Annotated in this window: 13 protein-coding genes; 6 read left to right on the top strand and 7 right to left on the bottom strand. The window is 61.4% G+C overall.

Annotation, left to right across the window (positions count from 1 at the left end; all coding sequences use genetic code 11):
- Position 1: 1 nt before the first annotated feature.
- The 4 genes from ACORLH_RS14430 to ACORLH_RS14445 all read right to left on the bottom strand — a co-directional run bounded on the left by ACORLH_RS14430 (position 2) and on the right by ACORLH_RS14445 (position 9,761).
- Positions 2–4,507 carry a non-ribosomal peptide synthetase gene (locus tag ACORLH_RS14430; protein ID WP_321829061.1) on the bottom strand — a complete coding sequence of 1,502 codons (4,506 nt, stop codon included), beginning with the start codon at positions 4,505–4,507 and terminating at the stop codon, positions 2–4.
- A 42-nt stretch (positions 4,508–4,549) separates the two neighbouring features.
- Positions 4,550–6,229, bottom strand: coding sequence for a thiamine pyrophosphate-binding protein (locus tag ACORLH_RS14435; RefSeq protein ID WP_321829062.1), 1,680 nt, complete (start codon positions 6,227–6,229; stop codon positions 4,550–4,552).
- Entirely contained in the window at positions 6,230–8,026 is a 1,797-nt protein-coding gene (locus tag ACORLH_RS14440; protein WP_321829063.1) for a non-ribosomal peptide synthetase, read from the bottom strand.
- 172 nt (positions 8,027–8,198) lie between these two features.
- Complete coding sequence (locus ACORLH_RS14445) at positions 8,199–9,761, bottom strand: ABC transporter substrate-binding protein (protein ID WP_321829064.1); 1,563 nt, start codon at positions 9,759–9,761, stop codon at positions 8,199–8,201.
- A gap of 507 nt (positions 9,762–10,268) precedes the next feature.
- Between ACORLH_RS14445 and ACORLH_RS14450 the strand changes: the two genes are divergently transcribed.
- The 3 genes from ACORLH_RS14450 to ACORLH_RS14460 all read left to right on the top strand — a co-directional run bounded on the left by ACORLH_RS14450 (position 10,269) and on the right by ACORLH_RS14460 (position 12,940).
- A complete protein-coding gene (locus tag ACORLH_RS14450; RefSeq protein WP_321829065.1) occupies positions 10,269–10,799 on the top strand; it encodes a DUF1178 family protein in 531 nt (176 codons plus the stop codon).
- Between the two features lie 74 nt (positions 10,800–10,873).
- The gene (locus tag ACORLH_RS14455) at positions 10,874–11,518 is read left to right on the top strand and encodes an SDR family NAD(P)-dependent oxidoreductase (protein ID WP_321829066.1); all 645 of its coding nucleotides are present in this window, start codon (positions 10,874–10,876) and stop codon (positions 11,516–11,518) included.
- Positions 11,519–11,704: 186 nt separating this feature from the next.
- Positions 11,705–12,940: an aspartate kinase gene (locus ACORLH_RS14460; protein ID WP_321829067.1), complete on the top strand. Its 1,236-nt coding sequence runs from the start codon at positions 11,705–11,707 to the stop codon at positions 12,938–12,940.
- A gap of 97 nt (positions 12,941–13,037) precedes the next feature.
- Here the strand turns inward: ACORLH_RS14460 and ACORLH_RS14465 are convergent, their stop codons facing one another.
- Positions 13,038–14,870, bottom strand: coding sequence for a hypothetical protein (locus tag ACORLH_RS14465; protein ID WP_321829068.1), 1,833 nt, complete (start codon positions 14,868–14,870; stop codon positions 13,038–13,040).
- 252 nt (positions 14,871–15,122) lie between these two features.
- Here ACORLH_RS14465 and ptsP point away from each other — a divergent pair, with 252 nt between their 5' ends.
- Positions 15,123–17,366 carry a phosphoenolpyruvate--protein phosphotransferase gene (gene ptsP, locus ACORLH_RS14470; protein WP_321829069.1) on the top strand — a complete coding sequence of 748 codons (2,244 nt, stop codon included), beginning with the start codon at positions 15,123–15,125 and terminating at the stop codon, positions 17,364–17,366.
- Positions 17,367–17,465: 99 nt separating this feature from the next.
- Here ptsP and ACORLH_RS14475 read toward each other — a convergent pair whose 3' ends face one another.
- Together ACORLH_RS14475 and ACORLH_RS14480 are read right to left on the bottom strand one after the other, a co-directional pair.
- Entirely contained in the window at positions 17,466–18,233 is a 768-nt protein-coding gene (locus ACORLH_RS14475) for an EcsC family protein (protein ID WP_321829070.1), read from the bottom strand.
- Positions 18,234–18,343: 110 nt separating this feature from the next.
- Positions 18,344–18,832 (bottom strand): N-acetyltransferase, encoded by a 489-nt coding sequence (locus ACORLH_RS14480; RefSeq protein ID WP_321829071.1) that lies wholly within the window; start codon positions 18,830–18,832, stop codon positions 18,344–18,346.
- 117 nt (positions 18,833–18,949) lie between these two features.
- Between ACORLH_RS14480 and ACORLH_RS14485 the strand changes: the two genes are divergently transcribed.
- Both ACORLH_RS14485 and ACORLH_RS14490 read left to right on the top strand, forming a co-directional pair.
- On the top strand, positions 18,950–19,558 hold the full coding sequence (locus ACORLH_RS14485) for a flavin reductase family protein (protein WP_321829072.1): 609 nt from the start codon (positions 18,950–18,952) through the stop codon (positions 19,556–19,558).
- A 41-nt stretch (positions 19,559–19,599) separates the two neighbouring features.
- Positions 19,600–20,472 (top strand): S-methyl-5'-thioadenosine phosphorylase, encoded by an 873-nt coding sequence (locus tag ACORLH_RS14490; RefSeq protein WP_058241672.1) that lies wholly within the window; start codon positions 19,600–19,602, stop codon positions 20,470–20,472.
- Positions 20,473–20,544: the final 72 nt, after the last annotated feature.

A 20,544-nucleotide genomic window follows, 5' to 3' on the forward strand; every position in this document is an offset into this window, starting at 1 on the left:
TTCACCGCCGCTTCAAGATCCGGCGCCACCGGGTTTCCCGTCGTTCCGCGCGTTTAATCCACAGCCGCAATCGGGTGTTATCGTCCCAAACCTCCAGCGCTTGGTAAAACAGCGCAAGCGCCTCTTCAAACCGCCCCTGTTGCGCGTAGCAAATGCCCAGTTCCAGCTCCAACTGCGCTTCGCTACCCCACTTGGCTTGTGCAGCCTCCAGCACCTTTTGAGCGGCGCGCACCTGCCGCAGGTACAGCAGTTTGCGGGCGTAGTTCACTTCAAGATCGTAGGTCGGTTCACACTCTTTCCGGGCCCGTTTCAAGGCCAGGAAACACCGCACGTGTTGGCCAAGCTTTTCATAGGCATGTGCGCGTCCGGTATGCCAGCACAGCGGCTCCACCCCTTCAGGTACAGACCGCGGGGCCCGCGCCAGCCAGCGCCGCAACACAGCCCGGCCTTCGTCCCCGCGGCCCAGATCATCGGCCAGACGATAGGCACAGCCCGCCTGCCAGGGGTGCAAAGGATAGGCCTCCACCAGCGCACGCAACTGGTCAAAGGCAGCATCCGGTTTGTTATCAGCGATAAGATGGGCGACCTCCCGTCGCGCCCCTGCCCCCGGTTGGGGGTGCAAGACCGCCAGTGCCGGGACGGAGCGTTGCACAGCATCGGCCAGATCCTTAGCGCCGCCGGTCAACAGATTGGAATGGCGGGCAATCGCGGTGTAGATCGTGACAGTGCCGGACGCGTAATCTTCCCAGCCTTTGGCCAGCATCGACATGCCGTAAAGGCCGCCGCTGCTGCGGAAATAGGCAATGTCGCCCTCCACCGGATGAAAGTGATGCGCAATCCTCAGGCAGTTCGCCCGATCTTGCTGTGAAGCGGTCAGGAAGTCCGGGCGGTCTTGGACCTTCAGCCCCAGACCATGGTCCAGAATGGTCAACTGCGGTCTATGACCAAGGGCCTGCAGGGCGCGCACGGTTTCCACCGCCACCCCGCCGCCGTGGGAAAATCCACATACATGGATGTCGGTCCCGCCAAACACCTCATCCGCAATCTGCGCATAGTGTTTGGTGTGATCCGCGAACGCCACCAAGGGACCGATATAGGGGATCGTTTTGCGATGAAACTGATAGACGCTTTGGTCCTGCGGCAGCATCTGCAGCAAAGAGACCAAGTTGGGGGAGATCGGCAGCACGCCGGGCACAAAGACCAGCGGTGTTTTTGTAGTTGCGGAGACGTCGCCCTGCCGCGCCACGACCAGGGGGTCGGGCAAACTCAGGCGTTTTTCTTCCCGCAACAGGTCAGTCAATGCCGCGGGGGTGGGCCGCTCAAAGGCGTGATCCACCGGCAGATGCGCCTTGGTCTGTTCTCGCAAAGCGGCTAGCAAGCCAATGAACTGCGCAGAGTTGCCACCCAGATCAAAGAAGTCAGCATCGGCCGCAACCGGCGCGGTGCCCAGCGCTGCGGTCCAGGCCTGTTGGACTTCGGGCGCGATCTCAACCGTTGTGGCGGCCGCATCTGGGGCCGCCTCAGCATTGCGCAGCCCCTCCCGGCACAGGTTCTGCAAAGCACGGCGATCCAGTTTACCCGCGCTGTTGACCGGCAGGGCGGCGATTTCAAACAGATGGCTCGGCACCCATGTCGCCGGCAATGCCCGGCGCAGGTGGCGCAGCAGATCTTCCCTTAGGGATTCGGGCAGGGTTCCAACCGGAGTGTCTGACGCCGGCACAATATGCATGGCCAGCGTCTGGCGCCCCTGCCGTTCAAAGGCGTAAGCACCCGCAGCCTTCAGCAAACCGGATGCGATGGCTGCTGCCTCCACTTCACCCAACTCGATGCGCTGACCGGAGATTTTGACCTGCGCGTCGATGCGTCCGGCATAGCCAAGCGGGCCGTCCGGAAGAACGCGGCCCAAGTCACCGGTCCGATACCAGCGGCCCTTGGGCAATCCGGGCGGATCCTTTGGAAAACTGACCGCGCTGCGCACCGGGTCATTGTGGTAGCCCAAGGCAAGTCCTTGACCATGCACCCAAATTTCCCCCATTTGGCCGGGCCAAACGGGCTGCCCCTCGGGATCGACAACGGCCACCAGATACCCCGGCAGCACATGACCGACTGAGGAGGCCGTGGCGGCATGGGTCGGGTTCAGCTCAGCCGGTTCATCGATCAGATCCATTGAGGTTGCCACCGTCGCCTCGGTTGGCCCGTACCCGTTCAGCAGGCGATCGGTGCGTTGCAGCAATTCATTCTGGATCGACGCAGGCAGGGTTTCACCGCCGGTCAACATCGTCAGCCTGTCATGGCCGCGCAGGCCGGCGTTCAACAGCATTTGCCACAGCGTTGGTGTGGCGGACAGAACATCGAAATGCCGCTCTTCAGACATTTCGACAATTTTCCACGGATCGCGCCGATAGCGATCTTCCAGCATCACCAGTTCGGAGCCTGCAATGAGCGGCAACAGCCACTCCAGCAGCACCACATCAAAGGTCACACTGCAGCCCGACAGAAACCGACCCTTGGGCCGCAGTTTGAAAACCTGGCTCTGCACGCACAGCTGGGCAGAAAGCGCATCAAAAGACACCGCGACCCCTTTTGGGGTGCCGCTGGAGCCAGATGTGAACATCACATAGGCCAGTGTGTCGGGCGCCAGATCATGCGCGAAGTCTTTTGCGGCCATGACCGTCTCGGCGGCATCGGGTGCGGCCAGAACCGCCAGTTCCTGCGTATCCCTGCCCGTTGCACTCTGAGCCAGAAGAGCGTTCAGCTCTGCGCCCATTTCGACCTCTGCGATCAGCACCTTTGGCTGAGCGTGGCGCAGCATCTGCACCAGACGATGGGGCGGATCCTCAGGCGACAGCGGAACAAAGGCGCAGCCTGCCCGAAAGGTGCCGATCACAGCAGCCAGAAACGCTGGCCCGCGCGGCAGTGCAATCGCCACCAGATCCCCCGGACCCAAGTTGCGTTGCGTGAGCGAATGTGCCCAAAGCGCGCTATGTCGATCGAGGTCCGCGTAATCCCATTCCAGATCCCCATGGCGCAGCGCAACAGAGCCTTTGTACACCTCAAAGGCCCGTTCCAGCTGGGCGCGCACCGGCACAACGCCCTGTCTGCTGGCCCAAAAGCCGCTATCACCATGGAGCAGACGCGCGTCCCGCTCCGCCTCACTCAGGCGAAGCGGCCAGATTGCGGCCTGTGATTGCGCCAAACCGGCGGTCAGCACCTCACGAAACTCCGCCGCGATCCTGGCGACGGTTTCTTCCTGAAAACAGGCGCGTTGCCACAACAGCTCAATCGCGTAGCCTGCCCCATCGGGTTCGACGTTGAAGCCCAGCGGAAAGGCGGCGGTCTGTGCCTCCAGCACATATTCCTCGCAATTGCAGCCCTCCAGCGTCAGCCCCCGGGTTGGATAGCCGCGATAATTGAAGGTCGCCTGAAAACTGTCACGGGACAGATCGCCATCCAGCGTGCCCTCCTGCCCCAGGAGGTCTGCGGACGCCCCCTGCTCTGCCTGGCACAATTGGCCGAACGTCATGCCTGAGCGCAGCGAAACCTGACAGTTTGCGGTCTGCACAAAGCCCCCTAGGAGCGACTGCACCTCTGGTGCGTTGCGGCCAAACAGGACGGTGCCAAGGGCAAACTCCGCCTGTCCCGAAATACGGGCCAGCGTCAGACGCCATGCGGCCATCAGCACTGCGGCAGCGCCCACGTGCAAATCGGCGGCCAGGGCTTCGATACCCTGCCGTTCCGCCGCACTGAGGTGCAGCCACAGGGCCTGTCCCGACAGGTCAGTGCCGCGCCGCTCGTAATCATATGGCAGCTGCAACGGCTCCAGTTCGCCCGGCTGCGGGGCTGCCGCTTCGGATAGATCCGCCGCAGACAGATCAGACAGATAGCCCCCCCAACCGTAGCTAGGCGGGGTGAGCGCAGCATTGGGGGCGCCGTAGGCCCGGCGCAGATCTTCCAGCAATCGGGTGACCGACCAGCCGTCCAGCACGGCGTGGTGGTGCACCAACAGCAACACCCAGTCCTGCGCCCCGATCTGATACAGCCGCAACCGCATCAGGCTGGAGGCCTCAGGTGCAAACGCCAAGCGGCGACACTCAGCGATTTGCGCGTCCAGATCGGCCGGTTTCTGGCGCAGGTCCCGCGTTTCGAAATCGACCAGGGCACTGGCAGCGACCTCAACCTGCAGGCACCCATCCGCCAGAACCAAACACGACCGCAGCGCGTCATGTGCCGTGACAAGCTGCTGCGCGGCCTGACGGAGCTGCGCAACGTTGAGCTGCCCGCTGATGCGCCAGGCCCGCGACACCAGCGCCGCGCCGCTGTCTGGGGCCAGTTCCTGCAACGCCCACATTTGCTGCTGCAGAGGTTGCGCCGGAACACGCCCGACAAAAGGCGCGTTGTTTGGGCCTGTTACAGGTGTAGTCGATGCCGGCACCGCCGATGTTTGAGCGGCGAGTTGCTGGCGTAGCCGGGATCGACGAGCTGACGATGGAACCGATGTCTGGGTCATAAAAACACGATAGTCTTACAATCTGGTTAAGCGGTTTGGGATTTAGCCCGGTCCGGATGCGGGCCCTGCCCCATCTGGCGAAAGGGTGACGGAGATAACCTGTGGTCCGGCTTGCGTTTTCTGCGCGCTCACGGCCGTGGCCAAGGCATCATGCAAGGCGGCTGCACCGGTGATCTGCTGTGCGGGTACGCCCCAGCCGCGCGCGATATCGGCATAGTTCACCGAAGGGCTGTAGCGCAGCGTGTCGTGGCTGTCTGGGGCCATCCAACGGTCCTGAAACGCCCGGCCGCTGATGGCGCTGTTGTCGGCGATGACCACGATCAAATGGGCCTTGTTGCGCAGGGCGGTTTCCAGCTCGGCGGCAGCAAAGGCAAAGCCGACGTCACCCACCAAGGCCACCACAGTTTGATCGGGATCGGCCAAGGCCGCGCCCAACCCCTGAGGGATGCCCACGCCCATGGTGCCGTTCTGGCCCGGGGTCAGCCGGGTGAACGGTTGCTGGGTGGACCAGACCAAATGCCCCCAGGACAGCGCCAGCCCGCCCTCAATCACGCTAACCACCCCATCGGGGCACAGCGTTTTCAGTGACCTGTCAAGTGCGGCGCTCAGCTCAATGATCTTTGCGGCGTCATTTGGCTGTTTGGCCCGGGTGGCAATCTGCGCCATGATCTGAGCCTGACGCGGCTGCATCGCCTGCATCCAGGTTTGATGTTGGGCGCGGCGCGGCAGCGCCTGCAGTTGCGCGATCAAACTGGCGCCCTCAGCGGGGATTTCCACTGGGTCCAGCCGGGCCAAGGCCGCCGGGATCCCTGCAAATCGCCAATCCGCCTGCGCCCCGCAGAGCAGGATCTGATCACAGGCGGTCAGCACATCGGGGCCGGCGGCAAAGACGTTTTGCGGATGATCATCTGGCAAGATCCCCCGCGCCATCGGGCTGGCGAGGACGGGCAAGCCGGTGGCCTCCAAAGCGGCGCGCAAGGGGGCGATATCACCGGCGGTCCAGCGCAGACCCTCCCCCAATAGGATCACGGGCCGGTCCGCGGCGGGAATGTCCTGCAGCGCGGGCCGCGTGGTCGTGGCGGTGTCCGTGCTGGCCGCAAGCACATCCGAGGCGCGCCCATTGAGAGCTGCCGGCGCCACCTCAAGGCAGACCGGACCGCAGGGGCCGGTGCCCGCCTGCGCGATGGCAGCGTCCAGATCTGCGCTCAGCTGAGTGCGGTCTTTCACCGCATAAACCGCCTTGGCAAAGGGGGCCGCCATTCGCGCGGCGTCCGACAGTTGAAAATTCCAGCTGCTTTCCTCGGCGCCGCCCGCGATGAGTACCAGCGGCCATTGGTTGGCATAGGCATCGTTGAGCCCGGTCAGCGAATTTGTCAGCCCCGGCGCGGGCGAGCAGAGCGCCACAGCCGCCAACCGCCCTGCCCGGTAGTTATGGGCCAGCGCTGCATTCATGGCACCGTTCTGGGTGCGGCAGCCCACGGTGACCAGCCCAGCGTCGGCAAAGGCGGCAATGGTGGCATAGACCGGGTTGCCGGGTAGCGAATAGACATGGGTGATGCCGCGTGCCTTCAGCCCCTGCGCCAGCGCCTGATGGCCGCTGATCATCTGCAGATCGCGGGCGGCGGTGGCCTCGTCTGCCTCATCAAGGCGTGGCTTCAACCGGTCGCGCAGCCCGGCGCGCAATCGGCCACGCGCTTTCTTTGGTGGGCCCAAGTCGGTCATCTAGGCGTCCTCAGCGCTGTCTTGCACTGCGGCTTCCAGCCGGTCCAGATTATCCTGTGACATTTGCGGGCGCAGATGATCCGCCAAGGCCTCAACCGTGGGGAAGCGGAACAGGGCTGAGGGCACAACGTGGCAGCCCAAAAGCCCGCCAAGCGTAATCGACAACTGCAACCCGATGATCGAGTTTCCACCGAGATTGAAGAAGTTGTCATCGCGCCCGATCTCTTCAAGGCCCAGCGCCTCGGCGGTGAACTCACACAGGATAAACTCCAAAGCGTCGCGGGGCGGCTGCGGTGCGACGGCAAAGGCGCCTTTCAGCGCGGACCACATTTGCAGGCGTTGGCGTTTGCCGGTGGCGCCAACAGGGATGTGATCCACCACCGCGATCTGGCTGGGCACCTTGTAATCGGCCAGCCGTTCAAACAGGCGCAGGCGAATGTCTTGAGCGGAGAGAGCTTGGCCCGGCTGCAGGATCACAGCGGCCACCAGATCTTCGCCGAGGCTGTCATGCGGCATGGCAAAGGCGACCGCATCAGCAATGCCCTCGATGTCCATTAGCGCCTCATCCACCTCTCGGGGGGAGATTTTCTGCCCGCCGCGATTGATCTGTTCCTTGCTGCGCCCGGTCAGCGTCAGATAGCCCTCAGGATCCAGAAACCCGAGGTCGCCGGTCCAGAAGGAGCCGCCGCGGAACCCTTCGGCATTGGCCTCAGGGTGGTCGATATAACCCGGCGTCACCCCGGCGCCGCGGATCACAACATGTCCGGTCACACCCGCCGCCAGCGGGGTGCCCGCATCATCAACCACGTCAATTTCTGTGCCGCTGGCCGGGCCGACCGTGCCCGGTTTGCGCTGTGCAGGTGGCAGCGGGTTCGCGGCGATCTGGTGGCTGGCCTCGGTCATGCCGTAGGCTTCGATCAGCGGCGCGCCGAAAGCCGTTTCCAAACGCGCAATCACCGAAGGCGGCAATGAGGCCGAGGAAGAACGGATCAGTCGCAGGCTGTGGTCAGGGAACTGGCCGATGCCCTCAAGATGGTTGATCAGCGCCAAATGGATTGTGGGCACCGCCGAATACCATGTGGGCTGAAAACGGCTAAGCGCATCGGTGAAACTGACGGGGTTAAACTTGCCGGTCAGCACCACCGATCCCCTCGCCAAGAGCGGGGCACAGAGGCTGGCCATCAGACCATGGATGTGAAAGAGCGGCATCGCGCAGAGCGATCGATCCGTGGCGTCCAAAGACAATGAGGCGGCGATATTGGCGCAGGAGGCTGCCAGATTGGCCTGGGTCAGCGCCACCATCTTTGGCCGTGCCGTGGTGCCGGATGTGTGCAGGATCATCGCAACATCATCTGGCGCGGCGGGCGCATGCTCCGCTGCCAATTCGGCCCCTGCCAGATCCGCAAAGCGCAGGGTGTTCAGCCCCATTTGGGCCACCGCAGCCTCCGCGGCAGCGCTGGCGCCCTGCCCCAGCAGCACAAGGCTGGGGCGCAGATCCTGCAAGTAGAACAGAAACTCATCAGTGGTGTAATCAGGATTCAGCGGTGCGGCTGTGTGGCTGTGCAATGCGGCCAGAAACCCACGCACCGCCTCTTCGGGTTGGGGTGCAATCAGGGCAACACGGCTGCCCTCTGCCGCCCCTGCGGCGATCATCTGTCGGCTGAGGCGCAGCAACTGGTCTGCAAACTGATCCCCGGACTGTTCTCCTGACTGATCCCCCTGCTCCGTGCAGATCAGCGCGGCCTCCGCCCCCTTCTGCCGCAATGCCGCAATCACCTGTTGACCAAAATTCTTCATGAGCGTCCCCCGAAACTCAAATAACAACCGGCAACCTACCGGTTGACCCAGTAATATCAAGGATTTCTCAATTTACCCAATAAGATGTTCCACAAAACAAAAGCCCCCACCAAAACGGCAGGGGCTTTCAGGGGTCAGGCAGTCAACCCAACGAAACTTGGTTCGTGGACCCTTAGTTTACGGTCACCCAGCGCAGGATGAAGAAGTTGTCCGGGCGCTGTGTCAGTTCGATGTTGTCCTGGGTGCCCCAGACCAGCGGCTGCACGTAGAGCGGCACATAGGCATGTTCACCCTGATAGATCGCAACGGTCTCATCGATCATCGCCTGACGCTTGGTGTCGTCGATCTCAGACTGGATCATCGGCAGCAGCTCATCCACACGGGCGTTGGAGAAGGCACCGAAGTTCCACGAGCCCAGTTTCTTTTCCGAGTTCGGGGTGGTCACCAGGAAGCGCACGGGGTGCTCATGGTCAAAGGTGCCCGGGCTCCAACCGAGGAGGTACATGTCGTAGTTGTCAGCCCGCAGTTCCGGCCAGTAGTTCGACACCGGCATCGCATCCAGCTGCGCCGTGATACCGACCTGTGCCAGCATACCGGTCACAGCCTGACAGACCGCTTCGTCGTTCAGGTAACGGTTGTTGGGGCATTTCAGACCGAAGGAGAAGCCATCAGCGTAGCCGGCTTCGGCCAGCAGGGCCTTGGCGCCCTCGGGATCATAGGCGGTGCGGGCGGCGTTGGCGGCGGAGTAGCCGCGCATGGCCGGGCTGACCAGCTGGCTGGCCGCTTCGGCGGAACCGCGCATGATGGTCTGGCGGATCGCATCAACGTTGACCGCCTTGGCCACCGCTTCACGCGCACGCACGTCCTGGAACGGGTTCTTTTCACCTGCGTTTTCGCCGTATTTCAGCAGATCCGCCTCATGACCAAAGCCCAGCATGATCACACGCGCTTCGATGCCGCGGATAACTTTCACGCCGTCACGCTGATCCACGCGCGCCGCATCCTGGATCGGCACCGGGTTGATCATGTCAACGTCACCCGACAGCAGCGCCGCAACAGCGGTGGCCGGGTTGTCGATCGGGGTGAAGGTGGCTTCGGTGATGTTGTGCTCTGCCTCATCCCACCAGCCGTCGAACGGCACCAGCGTGGTGGTCAGGCCGGGCTGACGGGCGCTGAGTTTGAAGGCGCCGGTGCCATTGGCGTTCAGCGTGGCGTAGTTGCCGGCTTCCTTATCAGGACGGGCGGCGCTGTTGGCTTCGGCCCAGCCCTTGTCCATGATCATCCAGTTGGCAATCGAATCCGGGAAAATCGGGTTCGGCGCTTTGGTCATCACGTCCACGGTGTAGGCATCTACCATTTTGACGTCTGCAACAGGGGCAAACCAGCTGCGGGTGTCCGAGCCTTCATCCGAGGCACGTTCGTAGCTGAAGACCACATCTTCGGCATCAAAAGTCGAGCCATCGTGGAAGGTCACACCCTGACGCAGGTTGAAGCGCCAGCCTTCGCCGTCGCCGATCGGTTCCCAGCTGGTGGCCAGCGCAGGCTCAATCGCCATGTCTTTGCCACGGCGGACCAGACCTTCGTAGACGTTGTTCAGGAACCCCAGAACCGGAGCCGAGTTCACAGCGTGCGGATCCATTGTCTGAGGGTCGGTGGTGCCCGCCCAGCGGAAGGTTTCCGCTGAAGCGGCAGTGGCCATCATCAAGGCCAGTGCAGAAACAGTAACGAGTTTCATTCGTGTTCTCCCCGCGAGAATTTTGTTGGCGCCAGGGCATGCAACATGATGCCTAAAGGGCCTGTGTTTTACGATCAGACCTCTGGGTTAGGATATGGAGCACACTGACAGGAAAACAAAAAAAGGTGATCTGTCAGCACTCTGCATCCCCTTGACGGTGAAATTGATAGCGCTCGCAAAGCAGAATGTCGATATTTTCAACAACACCTTGATTGCGCGTAGATGCGCAAAGCACTCGCCGTCTTCGCACCATTCGCCGCCTAAAATGCCCCCACTTCCGGTATGATCCTTGCAAGGTTTCTGTGATGCGACCTGAAACATATCCGCTGCAAACCTTAGGCACGTGAGGTAGAATTTTCCTCTCTTCCATTGATTGCTGGGTAATTTCAGATATGTATCTGCGTCCCTTCGCCTCTGCGCCCTATATCAAGGTCAAAGGTTAGGGACTGCCGGGTGCTCTGCCCTTTGGTCTGTTTCGGCCCTGTCTGGCCAGTTTGGAAGCTCGTTATGATTCAATACGCGTTGAAATGCAGCAACGATCACCGGTTTGACAGCTGGTTTCAATCGGCCGAGGCCTTTGACAAGTTGCAGTCGCGCGGACTGGTCAGCTGCAGCCATTGCGGCAGCACGGAGGTGACCAAAGCCATCATGGCGCCCCGGGTGCAGTCCGGTCGCAAGGTGGAGGCCGCCAAAAAAGAAGCCGCCGCACGGGCCGCCAAAGCCTCGGCAGATCAGGCACCAGCGCCCGCGACCCAGGCGGGCCCAGCGGCCCCGCAGCCCGCCGCGGCCCCCACCCCCTCCCTCAGCACCCCCGCCAATGAGCAGGAGCGCGCCCTGGCCGAGCTGAAAAAGCAGGTTGAGGCCAATTCGGAATATGTCGGCGACAGCTTCGTCGATGAGGCCCGCGCCATGCATGTGGGCGATGCACCAGAACGTGCCATTCACGGCGAAGCAAAGCTTGACGAGGCGAAACAGCTGATTGACGATGGCGTGCCGGTTGTGCCGCTGCCGTTCCGGCCGGGACGCAAGGCCAACTGAGCCGCAACAGTTTCAAATCAATCCGCCCGACCCAGGTTCTGATACGCCCTGTGGTCATTCTAAAGGGGGCCCTCATGCAGATCGTCATCACTGGCGCCAACCGTGGCATCGGCCACGCCATGTACCAATCCTACCGCGATGCAGGCCACGAAGTCCTGGGCACCGCCCGCGGCCGCGAAGGGTTCCACAACCTGGATGTCACCAAGCCGGCCGATTTTGCCGCTCTGGGCGCCGCGATGGACGGCAAAGCGGTGGATCTGCTGATCTGCAACGCCGGTGTGTATCTCGACAAACATCACTCGCTGGCCGATGGCTATGATGCAGAGACCTGGGCGCAAAGTTTTGCCGCCAATGTCACCGGGGTGTTTCAGACCATCCAAACCCTGCTGCCCAACCTGCAGATGGCCGATCAGGGCAAGATCGCCATCATCTCCTCACAAATGGCCTCGGACACCAAAGCGCCGGGCGGCTCCTATGCCTACCGCGCGTCCAAAGCGGCGGCGCTGAACCTGGGCCGCAACCTGGCCACTGACCTCAATGGGTTGGGCATCGCAGTGGGCATCTACCACCCGGGCTGGGTGAAAACCGACATGGGCGGCGATGCCGCTGATATCACGGTGGCGGAAAGCGCCAGCGGGCTGCTGGACCGGTTTGCCGACCTCAGCCTCGACAGCACTGGCTGTTTCAAAACCTGGGACGGGCGCGATCACGCCTTCTGAGCCGGATCCGCCATCCGCTCAACAAGGGGCGATTGCAGATCTTGCGCGCCCCGCCCTTCACTGTTTCAAAAATACTCAAATCCCATTCCTTCCCCGCAACACCACGTCGCGGGAGAGCATTGCGCCCTTGCGCCCCTGCCCCCCTTTCTCTAAACCCGCCTCGATCAAAGACGCTTAGGACAGACCATGCCCGTTCTCGTGATGAAATTCGGCGGCACTTCCGTCGCCACGCTCGACCGGATCAAACGCGCCGCCAAACGTGTCGGCCTGGAAGTTGCCAAAGGCTATGACGTCATCGTCATCGTCTCAGCCATGTCCGGTAAGACCAATGAGTTGGTCGGTTGGGTAAATGAAACCTCGCCGCTTTATGATGCGCGCGAATATGACGCTGTTGTCTCCTCCGGTGAAAACGTCACCGCGGGCCTGATGGCGCTGACCCTGCAGGAAATGGGCGTTCCGGCGCGCAGCTGGCAGGGCTGGCAGGTGCCGGTGAAAACCACCGATGCCCATTCGGCTGCCCGGATCGAAGAGATCCCGCCGGAAAACATCACTGAGAAATTCGGCGAAGGCATGAAAGTGGCGGTTGTTGCAGGGTTCCAGGGTGTCAGCCCCGAAGGCCGCATCACCACGCTGGGCCGCGGGGGGTCTGACACCACGGCTGTGGCCTTTGCAGCCGCGTTTGATGCCGAACGCTGCGACATCTACACCGATGTGGATGGCGTCTATACCACCGACCCGCGGATCAGCCCCAAAGCCCGCAAGCTCGACAAGATCTCCTTTGAGGAGATGCTGGAGCTCGCCTCGCTGGGCGCCAAGGTCCTGCAAACCCGATCTGTTGAACTGGCAATGCGCTACAAGGTGAAACTGCGCGTGCTCAGCTCTTTCGAAGAACCATCTGACGAGGCAGGCACTTTGGTCTGCGACGAGGAGGAAACCATGGAAAACCGTCCCGTATCCGGCATCGCCTATTCCCGTGATGAGGCGAAGATGACCCTGATCTCCGTCGCTGACCGTCCCGGCATCGCCGCGGCGATCTTTGGCCCGCTGTCCGAGGCCGGCGTGAACGTCGATATGATCATTCAGAACATCGCCGATGAAGGTCGCACCGATATGACCTTCTCCTGCCCCACCGATCAGGTGATGCGGGCCACCAAAGCCCTGCAAGAGGCCCATGACAGCGGTGAAATCAACTTCCGCGATCTGGTGGCTGACACCGACGTCTGCAAAATTTCCGCCGTGGGCATCGGCATGCGCTCGCAGTCGGGTGTGGCGGCGACCATGTTCAAAACCCTGTCGGACGAAGGCATCAACATCAAGGTGATCGCCACCTCCGAGATCAAGATCTCGGTTCTGATCGACCGCAAATATCTGGAACTGGCCGTGCAGTCGCTGCATGACGCCTTTGAACTTGAAAAAGAATAAGACCTCCGCCTGAGCGATTAGGTCTCACACCCTAACGAAGTTTCAAAACCCGCCACATTGGCGGGTTTTTCAATTTTGCGCTCAACAACGTGTTGTTTTAATCGCTGACCACACCGGACAGCAGAGCGGCCACATGGTCCACGAGACTATCGCGGCGAGCATCATAATCTTCGACCAGATCCATTTCATCCAGCTTAAAGGCCCAATCGCATCCATAGGTTTCCCCATCCGCGTAAAGCGTTGGTCCCCCCTGTTTGTCGTAACAGCCGATCCTGCTGAGGCGCACGCCATTACCACCGTCAGACTCCGCAACGAAAGTGAACGTGCGGGTCTCGTCTGGTTCGATGCGACCTTGTTTGGTGAACTCCCGTGCACCTGCGGTATTTTTGTCAAATTCCACGCCCACCAGAAAATTCACCGGAGCGTAGCAGTTGTTCAGAAATTCCAATTTAACTGTATTGTAACTGCTCCAAACCTCATCATTCAGCTGTGTGACACAGTCAGTGGCCGCTTCGAAGGTTACCCCCCACCCCTTCACTTCATTCAGCTCGGCAAACATCCGTAACTGATCATCCTGCAAGACCTTGAACCTCTCAACCCACGCGCTCAGCTCATCATGCCCCAACCCAAAATAGAGACCAGGCTGAGCAGCGTTTAGCTCTTCCATTTCATCTCTCAGGAATAGCCCGAACTCCGACAACACCTTGTTCAAACCGTCACTTTCATCAGACGCACGCCAGGAGAGGTAGTTGTTTTCATATCGGCTGCGGGAAAGGTCTGCTGCGAAGGCAAAGGCGTCCTGAAACGCGTTAAAATACTTGTTGGTCCAATAGCCCGGCTTCTCAGCCATCTCCAGTTTGCTGGCCTGCCGCAGGGCGGCCAGCCCTTCCATCATCCGTCCACCATGGAAAAACGCGACGATATCCTGCGGTGGCCAGTCACGCGCATCTCTCAGCCCTTCGGTTGCCAGCAGCAAACCTTTTTGCCCATGCGCCCAGGTCAGATTATGCCCCGTGGCAACCGCCCGGTCATAGGCCTCCGCAGCGGCCTGAACGTTAAACCCTGACCAAACCCTATCCCCATAAATACCCCCGAGGAAGTATGCCGCTTGGGTTTGATCCCCAAACTCTTCCGCTTTCAACAGGTAGGTTACGGCCTGCTCATAGTCATATGCACCGTCACGCCCGGCGTAAAACGAGGATCGTGCCCCGTGATAGTTTCCAAGCTCAAGCGCCCCGATGGCGCTTCGGTTGGCAACCATTTCCTCCAGGGTTGTGATCCCGCGCGAGATGTCACGACGATCGCCATAGAGTTTGCGCAACAAATGGCGCGCCAACCAAATCTGCGCCGTTTCATGACCTTGCGAAGCGGCGCTTTCCAATGCCCCCCAGCCTTCGTCAGACAGGTCATGCTGTGCGCGACCTGCCACAGCGATGGAGACGCGATAAAGATGGAACTGCGCCTCGGCATCCCCCGTTTCCGCTGCGGTACGGCAGGTGGCCAACAGCTCATCCAGATCCTCCACCTCCTGCGCAACAGGTTTACCAGTATTCTCCGGAGCAAACTGATCCCATGGGTGATAGGCACGTTCCTCACACTGACGCATGGCCGAAGCCTGAGCCGTCGATACCTGGGACGCTGGCGAAGCTTCTGCGGCAGGCTTGGCTGGCGCTGGTATAGCCTGCATTTGCGCCCCGCCCTGTTGCAGTTGCATGATCATCAAATCCGCCAAAGGTGCAAAAACGCCGTCAGGATAGCGATCAAGATACAGCTGCAGCATCGCACGATCCTGCGTATTGCGCACCGTTTCCCAAAAGATCAACTCAGTCTGATCCGCAACAGCCTGCGCTTGGACAGGCGCCCCCATGAGCGGCGCTGCCCCCAGAACCAACCCCAAAGCCACTGATCGCAGTTGTTTTGCAGCAAACATCCGCACCCTCCCGTAGAAATTCAGCGGCAACCATGACACTAAAACTCTACCAACTTAACACCGTAGAAGCCGCATATTTTCCAGTCACTTGGATTGGACCAACACGCCAATGGCCATATCAAGCCCACGCTTAATTCCCTGGCAATCTTGCGATTATCAAACAGAATAGAACGCCCGTTATGCGATAGTCGTTTTGTTCTCCGCCAACATGTGGTCTAACCACCGTGGTGACAGTGAGGAGGACCGCCGCAGATGAGTGATGCGACGGAAACAGAAAGCCGCAAATTGCTGCAACGGCTGCGCGATGCGATGGCCGAAGACAGTGCCGGTCAGGCGCGGCTGGATAAGATCACCCATCTGATCGCCGATTCTACCGGCTCTGAGGTCTGCTCGATCTACCTCTTCCGCGATTCCGAAACGCTGGAACTGTGCGCCACCGAAGGTCTGAACGCCGAAGCGGTGCACCAGACCCGGATGAAACTGGGCGAAGGTCTGGTGGGCCGCGTTGCCCGCTATGGCCGGGTGATCAACACGGCCGATGCGCCCTCGGCCAAGGGGTTCCGCTATATGCCGGAAACCGGCGAGGAGATCTATTCCTCCTTTCTGGGCGTGCCGGTGCAGCGGCTTGGCGAAAAACAGGGTGTTCTGGTGGTTCAGTCCAAAGACGCCCGCGAATATTCCGCCGATGAGGTCTATGCGCTGGAAGTGGTCGCCATGGTGCTGGCCGAAATGACCGAGCTGGGCGCCTTTGTCGGGGAAGGCGCCGCCTTGGCCGCGCCGCACCAGAACCCGGCCCTGATCCGCGCCACCACCGCACAGGAAGGCGCCGCCGAAGGCCATGTCTGGCTGCATGAGCCGCGCGTCGTGGTCACCAACCCGATTGCCGAAGATCCCCATGCCGAACTGGTCCGCCTGCGCGAAGCGGTGGATGAGCTGCGCGTCAGCGTTGATCAGATGCTGGCCGGCGCCTCAGGCGGTGACGCCGAGCAGGTGCAGGTGCTGGAAGCCTACCGGATGTTTGCCAACTCCAAGGGCTGGATGCGCCGGATGGAGGAAGACATCAGCCGCGGCCTTTCCGCCGAAGCCGCGGTGGAGAAAGAACAATCGCAAGCGCGCGCACGGATGAACATGGCCACCGATGCCTACCTGCGCGAACGGCTGCATGACCTTGATGACCTGTCAAACCGCCTGCTCAGGATCCTGACCGGTCAGGGTCAGAACACCGGCGCTGATATGCCCAGCGACCCGATCCTGATCGCCCGCAACATCGGCCCGGCCGAATTGCTGGATTATGGCCGTTCGCTGAAGGGGATTGTGCTGGAAGAGGGCTCCGTCGGCTCCCACGCCGCCATTGTGGCCCGCGCCCTTGCCATTCCGCTGGTGGTCCATGCCGGTGGCATCACCACCGATGCCCTCAACGGCAACCACATCATGGTGGATGGCGATCAGGGTATCGTGCACCTGCGCCCCGATGACACCGTCGTCACCGCTTTCCGCGATAAGATCGCGATGCAGGCCAAGGCGCAGGAACGCTACGCCTCGATCCGGGAAAAACCGGCCACCACCAAATGCGGCAAAACCATTTCGCTGCAGATGAACGCCGGCCTGATGGCGGATCTGCCCTCGCTTGAAGGCTCCGGCGCCGAAGGCGTCGGCCTGTTCCGCACCGAATTGCAGTTCCTCGTGCGCAACCAGATGCCCAAACGGTCCGAATTGTCGGCGCTTTATGCCCGCGTCTTGGATGCGGCACATGGCAAACGTGTGGTCTTTCGCACCCTCGACATCGGGTCCGACAAAGTGCTGCCCTATATGAAGCCCAATGATGAGCCGAACCCGGCCCTGGGCTGGCGCGCCATTCGGGTGGGTCTGGACAAGCGCGGCGTGATGCGGATGCAGCTGCAGGCGCTGATCCGCGCGGCCGCCGGGCGCCCCTTGACCATCATGTTCCCCTTTGTGGCGCAGTACGAAGAATACCGTCAGGCCCGCGCCGAGATGGAAAAGGTGATGGAACGGGAACGGATCCTGGGCCATGTGCTGCCGGAAAAGGTTGAGATTGGCGCCATGCTGGAAACGCCCTCACTGGCCTTTGCCCCGGACAAATTCTACGAGGAGGTCGATTTCCTCTCCATCGGCGGCAACGACCTGAAACAGTTCTTCTTTGCTGCAGACCGGGAAAATGAACGGGTGCGCAAACGCTATGACTCGCTCAACGTCAGCTTCCTCACCTTCCTCGAAGGCATTGTGAAACGCTGCGAGGCCTCGGGCACCGCACTCTCCTTCTGTGGCGAAGATGCCGGCCGCCCCGTCGAGGCGATCTGCCTTGCCGCCATGGGGCTGCGCGCCCTGTCGATGCGCCCGGCCTCCATCGGACCGGTGAAAAACATCCTGCGATCAGTAGATCTCGACGGGCTGCGCCGGGTCATCGAAGAGGGCAAGCTGCGCGGCGATCAATCCGTGCGCCCGGCCGTGATGAACTACCTGCGCAGCAACAGCTGATCCGCTTTCATCGTTCCCCAAACACTCCCGCCGGAGGCGGCTAAAAAAACAGCGCGCCCCGGCAGGGGCGCACCGCTGTATCAACCGTGCGTCTCCGCCTTACAGATGGCTGATCGGTGGCGCGACGCGGCGGCGCAGATCCTCAACCAGAACTTCAGGCTTGGTGTCCGTCTCAATCGCCAGTCGGCGCAGGCGGAAATGCACATGGGCAATGTCTTGATAATAGCTGGTGTAGGCATAGTTGGTCGCCGCCCCGGCCACGGCGCCCAGCACCGGCACGGTTTGAGCCGCCAATTTCTGCCCCAGCACCTGCGCCAGACGGGGGGCAACCTTGGCCACCAAGGCCTGCATTGAGGCGCCACGCAGCGCCATGCGGGTCGCCAGAAACGCCATATCCGCCCCATCGTCATGGGCCAATGGCCCGGCCGAGGCAAAGACCTGCACACAGTCGAACTGCACGTTTTCCGCGGCCGCATCAAAGCCATGTTCCACCGCCACGCCTTGAATGGCGCGCAGCAGCACGGCTGTGGTCACCGGCAGTTCCGCCATCGCGGTGGGCAAGCCGCCAAAACCGCCGGCCGCGCCCATGGCTGTGGTCACGGTGGTGTTCAGCCACCCGGGCTGATCCGCCACCCAACCGCGCGAGCGATGGGCCGCTTTCATGGTCAGAAACAGGGCCTTTTCAGTGCCTTCATCCAGCCGGTCCCGCACGATTTCCGGCAGCCGGTCCAACAGCCCCTCAGCTGAGGAGCCCAACAGGTTCAACACCTGAATGCCGGGGCCGGAGGCCTTGCGATAACGCTCAGCCAGCGCGGCCATTTCCGCGTCCAGATCCAAAGTCACAGGCGGTGCGTCTTCGATCAACATGATTTGAATATCCCTCCAACAGGGCACAAATAGGCCCCTGACATGTCAGGTGGGAGCGCTGTTGCCCGGTTTCAAGTCAGGCCGGATCAAGGGGGGGGTAGGCTCAGCCGTCAGCCCTCATAACGGGTGACATCACCCTGCACGCCGTCCCAGATCCCATCGGCCAGCCCATGCCCCAGCACCCGGTCGGGGTTGGTGGGCGGCGGCATCACCACATTGGACAACCGCTGAAATCCAAACCGACGGTAATAGGGTTCATCGCCCACCAGCATCACCCGGTGCCAGCCCAGGCGTGCGGCGCGGGACATGCTGTCATGGATCAACGCCCCGCCAAGGCCTTCGCCCTGATGGGTCGGGTGCACCGCAACCGGGCCCAAGAGCAACGCCACATCGGCCCCGATGTGCACCGGCCAGTAGCGAATTGCGCCCGCCAGAATGCCATCGCCATCACGCGCCACAATCGACAGATCGGCCACCGGATCCACGTCTTCGCGCAGACGATAAGACGACAGCGCCGTGCGCCCCGGGGCAAAGCACAGATCATAAAGCGCCTCGACTTCCCACCAGTCGTCTTTGGTTTCTACGTCAAAGTGGAACACGGCCGCCCTGATCCTTTAAGCTGCACATATTGAACTGGAAATGGCCCTAGCATGTGGTTAGGTCTGATACAAACGCGAAACCATATGCGCCGCCACCGGGCGCACCTTTGAGGTCCCATGTTCTACCGCCCCCAAGATGGCCACGGCCTGCCCCACAACCCGTTCAACGCCATTGTCACACCGCGCCCGATCGGCTGGATTTCCACCCGGTCAGCAGATGGGATCGACAATCTGGCGCCCTATTCCTTCTTCAACGCGGTTGCCTATGAGCCACCGCAGGTGATGTTTGCCTCCACCGGCGCCAAGGCGGATCAGGACAACAGCAAAGACACCGTTGCCAACATCCGCGCCACCGGCGTTTTTGCCTGCAACGTTGTGTCCTACGCGCTGCGCGATGCGATGAATGCCAGTTCTGCTGCCTTGCCGGCCGCAACAGATGAATTTGCCCATGCCGGTTTGGACAAAGGCGAATGTGACAGCATCAACTGCGCCTATGTCACAGCCGCCCCCGCCGTGCTGGAATGCAAGCTGACCCAGATCGTAGAGCTGCCCGGTGCCTCCAACACCGCTGTTTTTGGTGAGGTTACCGGCGTGCGGCTACAGGATGACTGCCTGGTCGATGGCACCTTTGACATCACCCGCTACCAGCCGCTGGCCCGGCTTGGCTATCGCGACTATTCGGTGGTGCGCGACCTCTTTGCGCTGACGCGCCCGGATGACCGCTAAACCTTTCCCCCGCAACAGAGTTTCAGACAGGACCAAATACCATGGACACATATATCGGCGTGATCGGCGGATCGGGCATCTATGAAATCGACGGGCTGGAAAACGCCGAATGGGTAACGGTTGAAACACCCTGGGGCGCGCCTTCGGATCAGATCCTGACCGGGGTCTATGACGGGGTGAAAATGGCGTTCCTGCCGCGGCACGGGCGCGGTCATGTGCATTCGCCAACCACGGTGCCCTACCGCGCCAATATCGACGCGCTGAAACGCCTGGGCGTCACCGATGTGATTTCGGTTTCGGCCTGCGGCTCCTTCCGCGATGAAATGGCGCCGGGCGATTTTGTCATTGTGGATCAGTTCATTGACCGCACTTTCGCACGCGAAAAGAGCTTTTTCGGCACCGGCTGTGTGGCCCATGTCAGCGTCGCCCATCCCACCTGCCCGCGCCTGTCCGAGGCCTGCTTCACCGCCGCAACGGATGCCGGTATCAAGGTCCATAAGGGCGGCACCTATCTGGCGATGGAGGGACCGCAATTTTCCACCCTGGCGGAATCCAAAATGTACCGCGAAAGCTGGGGCTGTGATGTGATCGGTATGACCAATATGCCCGAAGCGAAACTCGCCCGCGAGGCCGAGCTGTGCTACGCCTCCGTCGCGATGATCACCGATTATGACAGCTGGCACCCCGACCATGGTGAGGTCGATGTGACCGAGATCATCAAAACGCTGGTCGGTAATGCCGACAAGGGCCGTGATCTGGTCAAACGCCTGCCCGCCCTCTTGGGTGCGGAACGGGACGACTGCCCGCATGGCTGTGACAAAGCGCTGGAGTTTGCCATCCTCACAGCCCCGGAAAAACGCGATCCGGCGCTGGTGGCGAAACTCGACGCCGTCGCAGGCCGCGTTCTGGGCTGAGCCGGAACTGGCACGTTTTCGCCACTCATGGCCGCCTCCTTCGGGGCGGCCTTTTATTTTGCGCCCACCATG

It is taken from the genome of Thalassovita sp. (assembly GCF_963691685.1).
Lineage (GTDB): Bacteria > Pseudomonadota > Alphaproteobacteria > Rhodobacterales > Rhodobacteraceae > Thalassobius.